This window comes from Paenibacillus humicola (assembly GCF_028826105.1).
GTDB lineage: Bacteria > Bacillota > Bacilli > Paenibacillales > Paenibacillaceae > Paenibacillus_Z > Paenibacillus_Z humicola.
This window is the reverse complement of the sequence record NZ_JAQGPL010000001.1, coordinates 1,849,082-1,863,311: the sequence shown is the minus strand read 5'-3', so window position 1 is coordinate 1,863,311 and position 14,230 is coordinate 1,849,082. Positions and strand designations below refer to the sequence as shown.

At 59.6% G+C, this 14,230-nt stretch carries 11 protein-coding genes; all 11 read right to left on the bottom strand.

The genetic code is table 11. The features are described 5' to 3' along the window. Positions 1 to 8: 8 nt before the first annotated feature. A complete protein-coding gene (locus tag PD282_RS08695; RefSeq protein WP_274650151.1) occupies positions 9 to 1,094 on the bottom strand; it encodes a Gfo/Idh/MocA family protein in 1,086 nt (361 codons plus the stop codon). After that, positions 1,091 to 2,302, bottom strand: a complete 1,212-nt coding sequence (locus tag PD282_RS08690; RefSeq protein ID WP_274650149.1) for a DUF6807 domain-containing protein — start codon at positions 2,300 to 2,302, stop codon at positions 1,091 to 1,093. Before PD282_RS08690 ends, PD282_RS08695 begins: the two co-directional genes overlap by 4 nt. Positions 2,303 to 2,446: 144 nt before the next feature. Beyond that, the gene (locus PD282_RS08685) at positions 2,447 to 4,432 is read right to left on the bottom strand and encodes a YjhG/YagF family D-xylonate dehydratase (RefSeq protein WP_274650147.1); all 1,986 of its coding nucleotides are present in this window, start codon (positions 4,430 to 4,432) and stop codon (positions 2,447 to 2,449) included. A gap of 88 nt (positions 4,433 to 4,520) precedes the next feature. Further along, positions 4,521 to 5,987, bottom strand: coding sequence for an alpha-ketoglutaric semialdehyde dehydrogenase GucD (gene gucD / locus PD282_RS08680; protein ID WP_274650145.1), 1,467 nt, complete (start codon positions 5,985 to 5,987; stop codon positions 4,521 to 4,523). 61 nt (positions 5,988 to 6,048) lie between these two features. Continuing rightward, positions 6,049 to 6,927: a fumarylacetoacetate hydrolase family protein gene (locus PD282_RS08675; protein ID WP_274650143.1), complete on the bottom strand. Its 879-nt coding sequence runs from the start codon at positions 6,925 to 6,927 to the stop codon at positions 6,049 to 6,051. Between the two features lie 95 nt (positions 6,928 to 7,022). Then, a complete protein-coding gene (locus PD282_RS08670; RefSeq protein ID WP_274650141.1) occupies positions 7,023 to 7,787 on the bottom strand; it encodes an IclR family transcriptional regulator in 765 nt (254 codons plus the stop codon). 270 nt (positions 7,788 to 8,057) lie between these two features. After that, positions 8,058 to 9,056, bottom strand: a complete 999-nt coding sequence (gene pdxA / locus PD282_RS08665; RefSeq protein WP_274650139.1) for a 4-hydroxythreonine-4-phosphate dehydrogenase PdxA — start codon at positions 9,054 to 9,056, stop codon at positions 8,058 to 8,060. Next, positions 9,053 to 10,369 (bottom strand): four-carbon acid sugar kinase family protein, encoded by a 1,317-nt coding sequence (locus PD282_RS08660; RefSeq protein WP_274650137.1) that lies wholly within the window; start codon positions 10,367 to 10,369, stop codon positions 9,053 to 9,055. Before PD282_RS08660 ends, pdxA begins: the two co-directional genes overlap by 4 nt. A 65-nt stretch (positions 10,370 to 10,434) precedes the next feature. Further along, positions 10,435 to 11,388: a 2-keto-3-deoxygluconate permease gene (locus PD282_RS08655; RefSeq protein ID WP_274650136.1), complete on the bottom strand. Its 954-nt coding sequence runs from the start codon at positions 11,386 to 11,388 to the stop codon at positions 10,435 to 10,437. 104 nt (positions 11,389 to 11,492) lie between these two features. Then, the gene (locus tag PD282_RS08650) at positions 11,493 to 13,337 is read right to left on the bottom strand and encodes a sigma-54-dependent Fis family transcriptional regulator (RefSeq protein WP_274650135.1); all 1,845 of its coding nucleotides are present in this window, start codon (positions 13,335 to 13,337) and stop codon (positions 11,493 to 11,495) included. A 217-nt stretch (positions 13,338 to 13,554) separates the two neighbouring features. Beyond that, positions 13,555 to 14,043, bottom strand: a complete 489-nt coding sequence (locus PD282_RS08645; protein ID WP_274650133.1) for an ankyrin repeat domain-containing protein — start codon at positions 14,041 to 14,043, stop codon at positions 13,555 to 13,557. Positions 14,044 to 14,230 lie beyond the last annotated feature (187 nt).

Genomic DNA, 14,230 nt, shown 5'->3' with positions numbered 1-14,230 from the left:
CATTCGCTTTACTTCTCCGCCCACGGCTGGCGAACGGACGACACGGTTTCTCCGGTCCGAATGGCCTGCTCGATCAAATAACCGAGGTAGCAATCCTGGGACGCATCCGGCAGCCCGTAAAATTCGGGGCCTCCCGCAGCGTAATCGGCCATTTTCTCCAGGCAGGACGCGATCGCGATTTCGTCGTCGTAGAGCCGGCCCGGAATGAACGGATTTTCGTAGACCCATTGGTCTCCCGCCATGATGCCCTGCAGGAAATAGCCTTCGGGATTTTCCCATTCGCCCTTGTTGATCCGTTTGAATTCGAGCGGACGGGCCGTTTTGTAATCGTGCAGCAGGCTCAAACGCAGGTCGAATATTTCGCCGCGCACGCCGCGGACGGACAAATGGTTCGACCGGATCCAGGACCGGTGCTGGTCGCCCGTAAAATCGTAAATGCCCAGCTTGCCGCCAAAATCGAGCCATGCCAAATCGCGCCGCGACGTGACGATTTTCTCCTCTGTCGGCGGGCCGCTGCGATTCGGGCCGGCCAGCCAGTCGGACTCGAAGCGCATGCCGCGTATCATCACGTCCTCGAAGCCGATGCCGAGCATTCTCCGCAGCAGGCTGACGCCGTGATACATATGGGAAATCGATACGGTAGCCTGCGTGATCTCTCCGAGCCAGCCTTCGCGGATGACGGCCAGTCTCGCCTCGTTCAGCGGATGAAATTGATACTGCTCGGCGACCTGAATCCGCGCGCCGCGCCGCGTCAGCTTTTCATGCAGCATGACGAGACCTTCCAGATTCTGGGCCGGCGGCGTCTCCGCCAAAACCGGAATGCCGATGTCGGCCAGCCGGAGCAAATAATCCGCCATCGCCGATCCGCCTACGGACAGGACGACAAAAGCGGGCCGGTCGTTCTCCAGCATCGCTTCGAGCGTCCGGTAGGTCGGCACGTTCCACATGTTTTCCATTTCCTTGCCTTTGGCCTCGTCCCGCACCAGCATGCCGCCCACGCGGAACCGGTCGGGCAGCGCCTGCGCGATGCGCATAAAATATTGCGCCCGGAACCCGGAGCCGCCGATCAGACCGAATGTAACAGGCTGCTTCAAGATTCATTCCACCTTACTTTCACGGGGTTCGCGTATTCTTGATACCGTTCTTTAACTCTGCTCTCGGTCACGTCGCCCAGATGCAAATAAATTCGCTGCCGGAATCCGAGCCTCTCGCCTGCCGGGAGCGTATGTCCTCCCCAAAAATGGAAATTCGAAGGCGTGAAGGCGCCCGAATCCCGCACGAACCATTTGGTGGAGAACGCCCGGAAATCCGGATGCACCATCATGGCGATCCCGGCGTCGATCAGCTGACGATGAGGCTTGCCGTCCGGCCACGACACATCGACGATTTTGCCGCTGTAATCGACCCAATCCGCTTCCGTACCGAAAATGGCGCCTTCGCCCCGCTTCCCGCTCGAGGCGGTAATCGTTCCGGTGAAAAAAGCGCTCAGCTGCTCATTGACCCGGATGAACGGAAAGCCGCCTTCCTTGGTCGGGCCGAATTCAACCGCGGATTCCGGGGCAATCAGCTCGCTGTGGACATCCACGTATCGCTGCTCGGGAGGCAAATTGAAAATTCGCATCGTCCGGACCTCCTGCAGCAGCCGCTCGCCCCGGCTCGTGAGCCAGTCGATGCAGACCGAAAGCTGGCCGAATACCGGTCCGCCCTTCAAATGGAGAAACCGGCTGTGCACCTGCCGTCCTTCGTCGGCGAATTCGTGGTAAACCGGATGCCCGTTCACCTGATCATGTCCCCACCACATGCCGTGATGGTGCAGATGATCGTCCGGACCGTCCTGGACGAGCGTCTTCTCGCGGGGGCCGATCATCGGGTAGAAATAAGGCTTCATCAAATCTTTCGAATATAAGTACCGGGTGAACAGTTTGCCGCCGATGCGGATGAGCACCCTGGCGTTCTCCGGCTGATGGACCATTTCGACGCCTGCCTTCGGATCCGCCGCGTCAAATGCTTCATGCCGCCCGACGATAAAAGCGTGCTCGTCGCCGGAGACGGGAACGTCCTGCAGAAACACAAACAGCGAATATTTGCGCGCCAGCCCGTCGCGCGGCGTGCCGTGAAGGTCGGCTGCGGACAGCTGGCAGGCGAGAACCGCACCGGTCCCCTCGCCTGCCGCCGCCAGTGTACCGCCGGTTCCCTGCAGCTGCAGAAGGCCGCTGTATTCGTTTTCCGTCAAAGGAATTTCCAGTACGGTTGGCTGCAGCGCCAGATCCGCGCCGGATAACTGAAACCGGTAATGATTCATGGGTAAAACTCCTATCGTTATCGTCTCTTGCGGAAAAGCCGCTGCGGCCAGCGGTGCCGCCTGCGCCGAAGCCATCCCGCCCGGGGCGGCAAACAACAGCTCCGGCAAGCGGGCCGCTGCGCAGCGCTCCGAATCGCGCGGCTGCTACGATTTCGCTTCCTCCTGCGCAAGCGCGCGACGACCGGCCTCCAGCGTGCGGATGATCAGGTCCGTATCGTAGACGCAGCCCTTCCAGGTCCCCCCGCTCACCGATTGGAGCGCCGCCCACAGCCGGGTGTCGTCCGGAAGATCCGGGTCGGCGGCCATCATCGGGTGCGGGCCGCGCGCTTCAAGCTCGGCCGCCCCCTGTTCGGGCGTGCCCGGCCTTTCGCCGCTCCCGACCATATGGATCGTCGCCTCCAGCTTTCGCGTATCGATGCGGATGTCGATCCAATCGCCGTCGCGCAGCTTGCCGACCGGACCGCCGGCGAGCGCTTCCGGACCGATATGGCCGATGCAGGCACCGGTCGAAACACCGGAGAAGCGGGCGTCGGTGATCAGGGTAACATGCTTGCCGAAGGAAAGATGCTTCAGCGCGGACGTGAGCTGATACGTCTCCTCCATGCCGGTGCCGAGCGGACCTCTGCCGATCAGCGCCAGCACGTCGCCTTCCGCGATGCCGCCGGTCTTGATCGCGCGGGTCGCCGCCCGTTCGGTCGTAAACACCTTCGCCCTGCCGATATGCCGGAAGACGCCGTGCTCGTCGACGACGGACGGATCGATCGCGGCCGATTTGATCACCGAGCCTTCCGGCGCGATATTCCCCACCGGGAACGTCACCGTGGACGTCATGCCCGAGGCGCGGGCATATTCCGGGCTGCGGATCACGTCGTCCGGATTGATGCCTTCGGACTCCTGCAGGAAACGGCGCATTTGGCTGCGCCGCTCCGAGCCTTCCCACCAGTCGAGCACGGCGCCGAGCGGCTGGCCGGTTACGGTAAGCGCATTCACGTCGAGCAGCCCGAGCTTTCGCAAATGAAGCATCACTTCGGGCACGCCGCCTGCGAGAAACACCATGACGGTCGGGAAATATTCCGGCCCGTTCGGAAGCACGCTGACCAGACGCGGAACCGCCCGGTTGATTTCCGCCCAATCGTGAGCATTCGGCACCTTCAGGCCGGCGGCGTGAGCGATGGCGGGAATATGGAGCAGCAGGTTCGTCGAGCCGCCGAACGCGGCGTGCACGACCATCGCATTGCGGATCGCGGCGTCCGTCAATACCGATGCGGAGGTGAGCCCCGCTTCGGCCATATGCAGCGCGGCGCGCGCCGATTGGCGGGCCATCTCGGTCCAGACCGGCTGCCCGGACGGCGCAAGCGCCGCATGCGGGACCGTCAGGCCGAGCGCTTCGGCCACGACCTGCGCGGTGCCGGCGGTGCCCAGGAACTGGCACCCGCCACCGGGAGAGGCGCATGCCCGGCAGCCGAGATCGGCCGCTTCCTCCAGCGACAGCTCGCCGTTCGCGTAGCGCGCGCCGATCGTCTGCACCTTGCCGGCGTCTTCGCCCTGCATCGGCGGCAGCGTAACGCCGCCGGGGACGACGACGACCGGCAGATTGCGCATGCCGGCGAGCGCGATCGTCATCGCAGGCAGCCCCTTGTCGCAGGTGGCGACGCCCACTACCGCCGAGCGAGTCGGCAGCGAGCGGATCAGCCGCCGCATCACGATCGCGGCATCGTTGCGGTACGGGAGCGAGTCGAACATGCCGGTCGTCCCTTGGGAACGGCCGTCGCAAGGGTCGCTTACGTAGCCGGCGAACGGGATGCCGCCGGCCCCGGTAATTTCTTCTGCGGCCGCCTTCATCAGGAGGCCGACCTCCCAATGGCCGGTATGGTAGCCGAGCGCGGCCGGAGAGCCGTCCTCGTTCCGGATACCTCCCTGCGTGCCGAGGACGAGCACCTGCCTGCCGAGCAGGCGGCCCGGGCTCCAGCCCATTCCGACGTTCTGCGACCAGCCGAACAGATCGCCGCTCGGCGCCTCGCGCAGCAGCTCCGGCGTCAGCGGCAGCGAACCCTGCGGCCCGGGCGCATGTGTTTGCACTTGAAAATGGCGGTCTTGATTGCCCATGATACGTTCAAAGCTCGGGTCCATGCTGAACCTCCCGAATGTTAGTGAAAAGATCGGGCGGCAGTTCCAAGCTATGGCTTGTCACTCCGCCCTCGTTCCGATCGTCAACTGGTTACGGCTTGATAAACACCGTTTTGACGGACGTATAGAATTCGATCGCCGCCTGCCCCTGCTCTCTCGAATGCGAGCTCGACTGCTTCATGCCGCCGAACGGCGCCTGCAGCTCCACGCCCGCCGTCTCGGCATTGACGCGGACAAGGCCCGCCTCCATATCGTGCACGAACGACAGCACATTGCCGATATCCCGCGTGTAAATCGATGCGCTCAGGCCGAATTCCGTATCGTTCGCGAGCTGGATCGCTTCCTCGAAATCGGCGGCCTCGATCAGCGTAAGCACCGGCCCGAAAATTTCCTCCTGCGCAATCGCCATCCCGCTCTTCACTTGATCGAAAACGGCAGGCGTCACATAGAAGCCGTCCGCCAGGGCGGCGTCGTCCGGACGGGTTCCGCCGCAAAGCAGCACGGCCCCTTCCTCTTTGCCCTTGTTAATGTAGGACAGCACCGTCTCCATCTGCTTCTCGTTGGCGCAAGGCCCAAGCCATGTCGAGGCGTCCAGGCCGTCGCCCACCTTAAGCGCCGCGACCTGCTTCACAAGCTTTTCCTTGAACGCTTCGTAAACGTCGCGGACGACGATAACGCGGCTCGTCGCCGTGCATTTCTGGCCGGTCGACCGCAGGCCGCCGCTGATCGTTGCTTCGACGGCAAGGTCGAGATCGGCGTCCGCCGCGATGACGATCGGATTTTTTCCGCCCATCTCGAGCTGATATTTCGCGCCGCGCGCCAAGGCGGTTTGGCCGATCTGCTTGCCGACCTCGTTGGAGCCGGTGAACGTGACGCCGTGAATACCGCGATGGGACGCGATGCCGTTCCCGACCGTGCGGCCGCTGCCGATGACCATATTCAGCACGCCGGCCGGCAGGCCCGCTTCATCGAAGCATTCCGCGATTTTGGCCGCCGTCACCGCGGTCTCCGTCGCCGGCTTCCAGACGACGGTATTGCCGTAAATGAGTGCCGGCGCCATTTTCCAGATCGGAATGGCGACCGGGAAGTTCCACGGGGAAATGACACCCACGACCCCCAGCGGGGCGCGGGTCGTAAACATAAACGCTTCCGCGTCGGTCGACGGGATGACATCGCCGATCCTGCGCATGCCTTCTCCCGCATAGTAGCGAAGAATCGCCACGCCGCGGGCCGTCTCGCCTTTCGCTTCGGGAAACGTTTTGCCCATCTCCCGCGCCATCGTCTCGCCGATCTCGTCGAGCCGGCGCTCCAGCGCATCCGCAGCCTTGAACAGCAGCGCGCCGCGCTGCGAACCGGCCAGCTTCCGCCAGGAACGCCGCGCCGCCTCCGCCGCTTCGACCGCCTCGTTCAAATCGCCGGTCTGCGAATCGGGAACATAGCCGACGATTTCGCTTTTGCGGGCCGGATTGATGCTTGCGATACGTCCGCCTCCGGTCGGCGCTTTCCACTCTCCTCCGATGTAGTTGCCGTACGTTTTCGGCTCGATTGCAGTGCTCATCGTATCAACCCTTTCCAAATAATGAAAAATGAAATCAAGACGGAAATTGAGGGAACAACGCTTATTTCTGGGCAACCGCCGTGTTCGTCAGCGTGCCAATGCCTGTAATGTCGATCTCGATCCGGTCGCCGTCCGCAAGCGTAAACTGGTTGGGCGGAACAATGCAGGTTCCCGTCAACAGGACGGTACCTTCGAACAGCACGTTGTCCTTCGCCAAATAGGATACCAGCTCCTCCAGCTTCCGCTTCAGCTGGCCCGTGCTTGCCGATTCCTCGACGACCTTCTCGCCGCCGCGATAAATCCGGCATGTAATGGTAAGGCTGTACGGATCGTCCACCGTTTCCGCGAGCCGGATCGCCGGGCCGATCGAGCAGGACTGCCGCCAAACCTTCGCCTGCGGCAGGTAGAGCGGATTCTCGCCTTCGATATCGCGGCAGCTCATGTCGTTGCCGATCGTATAGCCGATAATGCCGCCGCTGCTGTCCAGCACCAGCGCAAGCTCGGGCTCGGGCACCTGCCAGGAGGAATCGCTGCGCAGGCAGACGTCGCAGTCCGGGCCGACCGTGCGCGCGGCCGTCGATTTCATGAACAGCTCCGGACGCTCGGCGTCGTACACTTTATCATAGAAGGTCGAAGCGTCCAGCCGTCCGCCCGTCGCCTCGTAATTGCGCGCTTCCCTGCTGCGCTGGTACGTAACGCCGGCCGCCCAAACCTCGGGAGCATCAAGCGGCACCGTCAGCTTCAGCGAAGCGAAGTCCGCGTCCGAGGCCGAGGAACCGGCAACGTGGCGGCTCACCGTTTCCAATACGGTCCGCCCATCCTGCGACGCGCGCCGGACCAGTGCCATAAAATCGGAATCGGGCAGCGGGTATACCCGGTTGTCGTCGGTCAAAGCCGCGAGAACGGGCGCCGCACCCTCCAGAAAACGAATAATGCGCATACAATCCTTCCTCTCGTCCGATCGTATAATACGATGTTTTGATGAATGCTATGTGAAAGCGGTTACCAATTCGATAACCGCCGGCACTCCTCGAATCAGCCTCTGCGGCGGTAGCCAAGCTGGGCCGAGATGCGGCCCGTCTCCTCCAGCAGCAGTTCGACGCATCGTTCCATCATCGCGTCGTCGACATGGGAGAGCAGCGTGGAAATGCTGATCGCGGCGGCGGCGTGGCCGTTATGATCGAGTATCGGCGCGGCGGCGCAGCGGACGCCCGGCTCGTTCTCCTCGTTGTCATAAGCGATTCCGCTCGCCCGTACGCGTTCGATTTCCGCCAAGAACTCCCGTTCGCTGCCGATCGTATTCGGCGTCAGACGGCTGTAAACGTAGCCCTCCAGAAGCCTGGCCAGCGTCTCCGGCGGCTGAAACGCCGCGAGCACTTTGCCGACCGCGCTGCTGTGCAGCGAAACGCGGCGGCCGATCCGCGAATAGCGGATCACGGCTTTGTCGCCCTCCACCTTGTCGATATAGACGCCTTCCGCCCGGTCCAGCACGACCAGATGAGCCGTCTGCCCCGATTGCTCGGAAAGCCTGTGCAGATGCGGCTTCGCCGCCTGGCGGATATCCAAGCCCTGCAGCACCAGCTGGCCTTTCTCCACAAGCCGGATGCCGAGCCGGTATTTGCCCGTTTCCTCGTCCTGATCGATATAACCGTGCAGCTGCAGCGTCTTGAGCAAGGAATGAACCGTGCTTTTGTGCAGGTTCATCTGCCGGCTGATGTCGGTAATTTTCAGTTCCCGGTTCTGCTCGTCGAACAGATCGATAATTTTCAAGGAGCGGTCCAAAGCCTGGATGATGGGCACGATAATCAGCCTTTTCTCATGTTCTATAATATAAAACTTGATTCTATATTATAATGTAATGATAGCAGAAGTCCGAAAAAGCGTCCAGCCAAAATCGGTCGCCCATTCTTATCGGCCGTATTCGTCCCCTCCGGTGAGGACAATGCCGAAATGTCGGGCGACCCGTGGGAAAATAAAGCCTTCCATCTCGTTCTGACGCTGCTCAAACCGCACAAATGATCACAAAAAACCCCCCCATCCATCCGGAAAGGGGGGTTCCGCCCAAAAAGGTTACTTGCTGCGCTTCGGAGCCAATTCGATCGCCTGGCGCAAGGCTTCCTTCATGCTCTGCTCGTCTGCAATGCCTTTGCCCGCAATATCGAATGCCGTTCCGTGATCGACGCTCGTCCGGATAATCGGCAGTCCTACCGTAATATTGACTCCCGCTTCCAATCCGAGCACTTTAATGGGACCATGCCCCTGATCGTGGTACATGGCGACCACAATGTCGAAATCCCCTCTTGTCGTCCGGAAAAAGAGCGTATCCGCCGGGAGAGGCCCTTGTACCTGGATGCCTTCCTGCTGCGCGCGCTCGACCGCCGGCACGATTTTCTCCTCTTCTTCGCCGTAGCCGAACAAACCGTTTTCTCCTGCGTGAGGGTTAATGCCGCATACGGCAATGCGCGGGCTCGCATAGCCTGCCTTCTGCAGCGTTTCGTGGGCCATGCGGATCACATTGTACACGCGCTCGGGGGTAATCCTCCGGACCGCATCGATGAGACCGACGTGCGTCGTCACGTGAATGACCTTCAGCTTAGGCGCCGAGAGCATCATGGCGTAATCCTGCGTGCCCGTTAAATCGGCCAAAATTTCGGTATGCCCCGGGTACTTATGGCCGCTCTTATGCAGCGCTTCTTTATTCAAGGGAGCCGTGCAAATGGCATCGATTTGCCCTTCATTTGCCAATTCAATCGCCCGCTTCAAGAACATGAAAGCCGCATGTCCCGCCTCGGGCGATACCCGCCCGAAGGGCAGATCCGCCGGGAGCAGCTTCAGGTCCAGGCAGTCCACGGTGCCGTAATCGTACTCCGCCTCCGCGAGGGACGCGATCGAACGAATGCGCAGCGGACTCCGGACCACCTGCCCCGCCCTCTCCAACAGGCCCGCGTCCCCGATGACGAATGGACGGCAGCCTTCATAGACGGCCCGATCCCCAAGCGCCTTCATTATAATTTCGGGGCCGACGCCCGCCCCGTCTCCCATCGTAATGCCGATGACCGGCTTGATCATTGTTGCCGCTCCCCTTCCTGCTGGTGAATAAACTGCATGGCATGATATAAGGACATCTTGTTTCCAAAAGCGCCGGCTTTCGTTACCGTGGCCAAACGGGCTCCTCCCTGCAATATACCGTAAGGAATACCCGGCTCCACTTCTTGAATCAGCTCGATGCCATGGACCCCAAGCGTTTTGCAAACCGCCTTGGCCGTATCCCCGCCGGTCAGGACAAGCCCTTTCACCGGCGCGGCGGAAACGGCCCGGCCCGCGATAATGCCCAACGTTTCCGCGATCCGGTTGGATACTTCCGAAGCTTCCAGGCCGAGCAGGGCTCCTTTTTCTTTTGCCGCTTTGACCTGCTCCGGCGATGAACCCGAAAACAAGGAAACTTCGCCCCCGCGTCCAAAGGCATCCTGCAATATCGCGATGCACCGTTCGATTTCTTGCGAACGCTCTTCGGAAAAGTCGACAGCGGCGAGCGGATTCATCTCCACGGCCGTCACTTCGGCGTGCCGGTTCACCTCGGCGACTTGCTCGCGCGTAACGTTGGAAATGCTGCCGGCCACCAGCATGACGGGGCCTTTGGCGGCAGGACGAACGGCTGCCGGCTGACCGGGCTCCCGCTGCGAACGGCTGACGAACAAAAACTCCGCCAAGCCTGCGGATCCGGCCCAAAGAACCTTGGTTCCGAAGGATGGAAGAAGTGCGGCGATCAGCTTCAGATCGTCGTCGTTTTCGGCATCGAAGACGAACCAACGCGTATGGTCCCGTATGGCGGACTCAATAGATCGGCTTACCGCATCCGGGCCCTCGCGAAGCAAGGAAAGCGCGATACGGCCGCAAGCTTGTCCCGATTGCTGGCGGAGAATGCGCGCGATGTCCGAATCCGGCACCGGCGTTTTCGGGTCTCTCGCGATTTCCGTCTCGTGAATCGGAATCCCGTTCAAATAATGAATGCCGTTTACGGTCGTTCGGCCGATTCTCGGAAACGCGGGCGCGATAAAAGCCGCCTCGAAGCCGAAGGCATCCATGACGCCGGCGATTTCCTGCCCAAGATTGCCCCGAAGCGTCGAATCCATCTTCTTATAAACCCGGTCGAACCCATGCTCCTTTAAGGAATGCGCGGCGCTTCGCGCCCGTTCGTAAGCCCGTTCGCCCGGTATGGAACGGCTGTCCGTATCCACGACGAAAACCTCCGGTTCGCTGCCGTCATTACGGATCGACGTCCAATCGAAAATCACTTGCGTCCTGAGCCCGTTTCGGGCAAATTGCACGCCGGCGTCCGAAGCGCCGGTCAAATCGTCTGCAATCACTGAAATTCGTTCCAAAATACGTGCCTCCTTGTGAAAAAAAGGGAAGTCCCGTGCAGCCCGGGACTTAAGATTTTGTGGATTCAGCTTGCCTTAATCCCGCGCGACTTCGCCCACCAAGCCGTGACGATCGGCGCCAGAATCGCCGTTACGATAACGCAGGATGCAACGAGGGCGGTCGCCGACGGGACGAGCGGAGCGTATACCGCGTTCGCAGCCGCGACCGCAGCGGGAACACCGGCCGCATTGCCGGCCGTGGTTGCCGCGGCCAAGCCCGCGACGCCGTTTCCGCCTGTCAGCCGGTCCGTCGTGAAGAGCGTGAGCCCGGTGATGACGACCACCGCGACTCCGAGCAGCACGCCCAGAAGGCCGGCTTTCCATACGTTACCGAGATTGAGCCCGGCCCCGAGGGCGAAAGCGAAGAAGGGAACGAGCACCGGAACCGCCTTCGATAAAAACTCGCGAAGATCCCGGTCCAGATTACCGAGAATCATCCCGATGATGAGCGGCAGAATCGCGCCGACCAAGGTTTGCCAAGGAAAAGCGGCCAAGCCGGTGACGCCAAGCGTTACCATCGTGAGGAACGGTCCGGATTCCAGGCTCATAATCGAGTAGGCGCCGACGTCCTCCTTCTTTCCGAATTGCCCCATCAGCGCCATATAAAGCCCGCCGTTCGTATCATTCATCGCGGCAACAATCGCAAGCACGGAAAGCCCGGCGAATAATCCGCTTTCAATCATGCCGTTACCGAGAAACTTTCCGGCAATGAAACCGACGACGATGGCGGTACCGATTTTGGTGATGAGGAGCGTTCCGCCCTTTTTCAAAATATACGGTGTTGCTTTAAAATCGATCGTCGCGCCCATGCAAACATAAAAGACGGCGAGGATCGGAAGCGCCCCGGTCATGAGTGCGCCTGTGAACGAGCCGAACGTCTTGGGAATGTCCGGAAACAATGTGTTTACGATTGCCCCGAACAGCAAAGGGATAATCATCATACCGCCAGGGATGCGTTCAATGGTTGCCTTGATTCTCATGTTGTTAACCCCCGTTATTTTCGTTTCATTTTAAAACACAAAACCTGTATGTTAAGCGCTGCGGTTTTCATTATAAAGAGGAATAACCAAATAAACAACGGATGTTATGTTTCATTTTTCAACGATTTATTCAGCTTTCTCCAAAGTGTCGTGCGGTTGATGCCCAATCTTTTACACGCCTTCGACTGGTTCATCCCCTCCTCTTGAAGAACATGCTGAATGATTCGCCGTTCAATCTCTTCCATCGTGCCGCTCAAATCGATTTGCGCGGCAGCGCCGGGGACGTTCGGACTTGATGAATGCCTGTATCGTTCGATTACGGCCGCCGCATCTTGAGGTTCCACATAATTCCCTTTGGTTAAAATGAGCATTTCATCCAGGGCGTTTTTAAGCTCGCGCAAATTCCCGGACCACCCATACCGCGCCAGCTCGTCCATGGCCGCTTCGCGAAAGCCTACGATTTGCTTGCCGGATTGAGAATTATAAGCCGCAATCATGACCGTTACGATTTCCTCCAGGTCCTCCATCCGTTCTCTCAGCGGCGGTACCGTAATATGCAGCTCGCCGAGCGCGGAAATGAGCTCCGGGTTGAAATCGGCCCTGCTTTTCAGCCGGTTCCATGTCGTTGAAGAGGACGCCAGAAAACGGATGCTCTTATTGCGGATAATAAACGACAGCCATTTCGCTTGAGCCTCGCGGTCCAGCCGGTCCACCTGATTGAGATACAGCGTGCCGGAGAAGCCTGTTTCCGGAAGACTTAGATCTTCTAGGGTGCCCTTTAGCAGCGCGTCCAATTCTTCTTCCGTCATTTCGCCGCACGGAATGGCGTAAAATCCCCGATCATGCCGTTTGCTCGCGGAATGGATCGCCTGGGCAAACAGCGATTTGCCCGCCCCGTATTCCCCCGAAATCCAGACATTCCGGTCGGTTTGGGCATACTTTCGCGCTCGGGACACCGTTTTCTTCAGCAGCGCGCTGGATCCGACCAGCTGATGGAAGGAAACGAGACGGGAAGGCATATAGGCCGCGAATCTCCGTTCGTTTCTCCAGCTTTCGATGGAATCGAGGCTCACGAAGTATTGAAAATCGCTTTCGCCTTCAGGTGCCGAGACGCTGACTTTATATTGACGTTCCTTTACATGAAGGAATTGAAGCAGCCGTCCGTCGAAACCCGGCGCCGCTTCCGCTTGTTCGATCAGCTTATACAGGGCCGGAAATTGCAATTGCAGGCTGCCGCCGCTGCCGTTTTCATCCGGGCTCGTTCCGACCAGACCGCCCGCCGCTTTATTCATAAACAGCACGTTTTTGTCCCGGTCCAAAGCAAATACGGCTCGTGCATCGCTGTCCAGGATCGACCGGAAAAACGTCCACTTTTCACGCCCCTGCCGGTATACGTCAAACACCCGGCGCACTTCCCGGAACATATCGCTTACGGATTCCCGTCCCGAAGTGATCAAAATGCCGTGATAGCCCCTATCCTGCGTGGCGCGAACCGTAACGACATCGCCGAGGACGATTTTCGCGCCGGCCTCAAACGCTTGATTCAGGGCGGCTTCCAATTCCGACCGATGATCGATGGTAAACGTCGGGATTTCAAACTTCAATAGACCCGACACTTCGGCTACCGCTTTGCATATGTTCGGAAAACCAATGATCGCCACGTTGGAGTTTGAGTCCCGGACGAGCGTCAAAACCCGCAAAATATCGTACCCGGATACCGGAATATCGACCACCGGAAGAGACGTATGGCGGCGGATCAGCCTCGCGGTGCCGCCGCGGCTGACGACGATATGGTAACCGCGCTCTTCTGCAAGTCGCGCCATGGGTACAGCTTCCTGCAAATCCGCAACTTCCGCGTCCATGCGGATTGCGTCTTCCTCCCGCACCATTTCGAGCAGCAGATCGCGCAGCCCGACGTAGGGAGCGATCGCCAAAACCTTCATTTTCATTCCGATTGCACCTCGGCTGCTGTTTCATTATGAAACATCTTTTGAATGCTACTATAAAATAATCGGCCATCGATTGGCAACCCGCTTCAATGAAAAAAGCCGCGATTTACGCGGCAATAATCTGTCATCCGGTCGTTTCATCTGTTGTCCGCCGCCTGTTCTTCGCGGGTGCGCTCGTCCGTTCTTGGGTCCGTTTTTTTCCCTTTGGCAGCACGGCTTAAACCGCGGCATGCTGTTTTAGAAATGCCGCAGCCTTAAGGTTTCCCCGCTCATTTGCGATGGCGAGCGGCGTACCTCCCCCGCCGGCACGGGCATTCACATCCGCGCCATGCTCGATCAGCAATTGCAAAATGTGAAAAGCGGCGGTATGCAAACACGTGTAGCCGCTGCTGTCGAACAGGCTCGTCCGTGCGCCATGCGCAAGCAGCAGCCGGATGACATCTCGGTTCCGCTCGCCCGCAATGGCGGCATGCAGGGCGGTATTGGACGGAATATAGCCGATTTTGGAATGAGATACGGCATTCACATCCGCGCCGTATTGCAGCAGCACCCGAACGGCCTCCGCTTGACCGAAATGCGACGCGAACCCAAGCGGCGTCAGACCGTCGGCATTTTCCGCGTTCGCCAGCGCCGGGTCCGATTCGAGCAGTTCCTTCAACCGGCCGGCGTTACCCGACCGGGCCGCCGAAAACAATTCGCCGATCATTCGATTTTCCCTCCGCGTAAAAAGTATGATGAATACCTTCAACCATTTTTAACGAATCTCGTGAGTACCATTTTACCATCTCACGGCATTTCATGAATCGAATATTTCTTCGCCCTTCAGACCGTATGGCAAACAAAAAGAACCCCTTGCCGTTCGCGGCAGGGGTCAAAGAGGCCTCCGATGACTC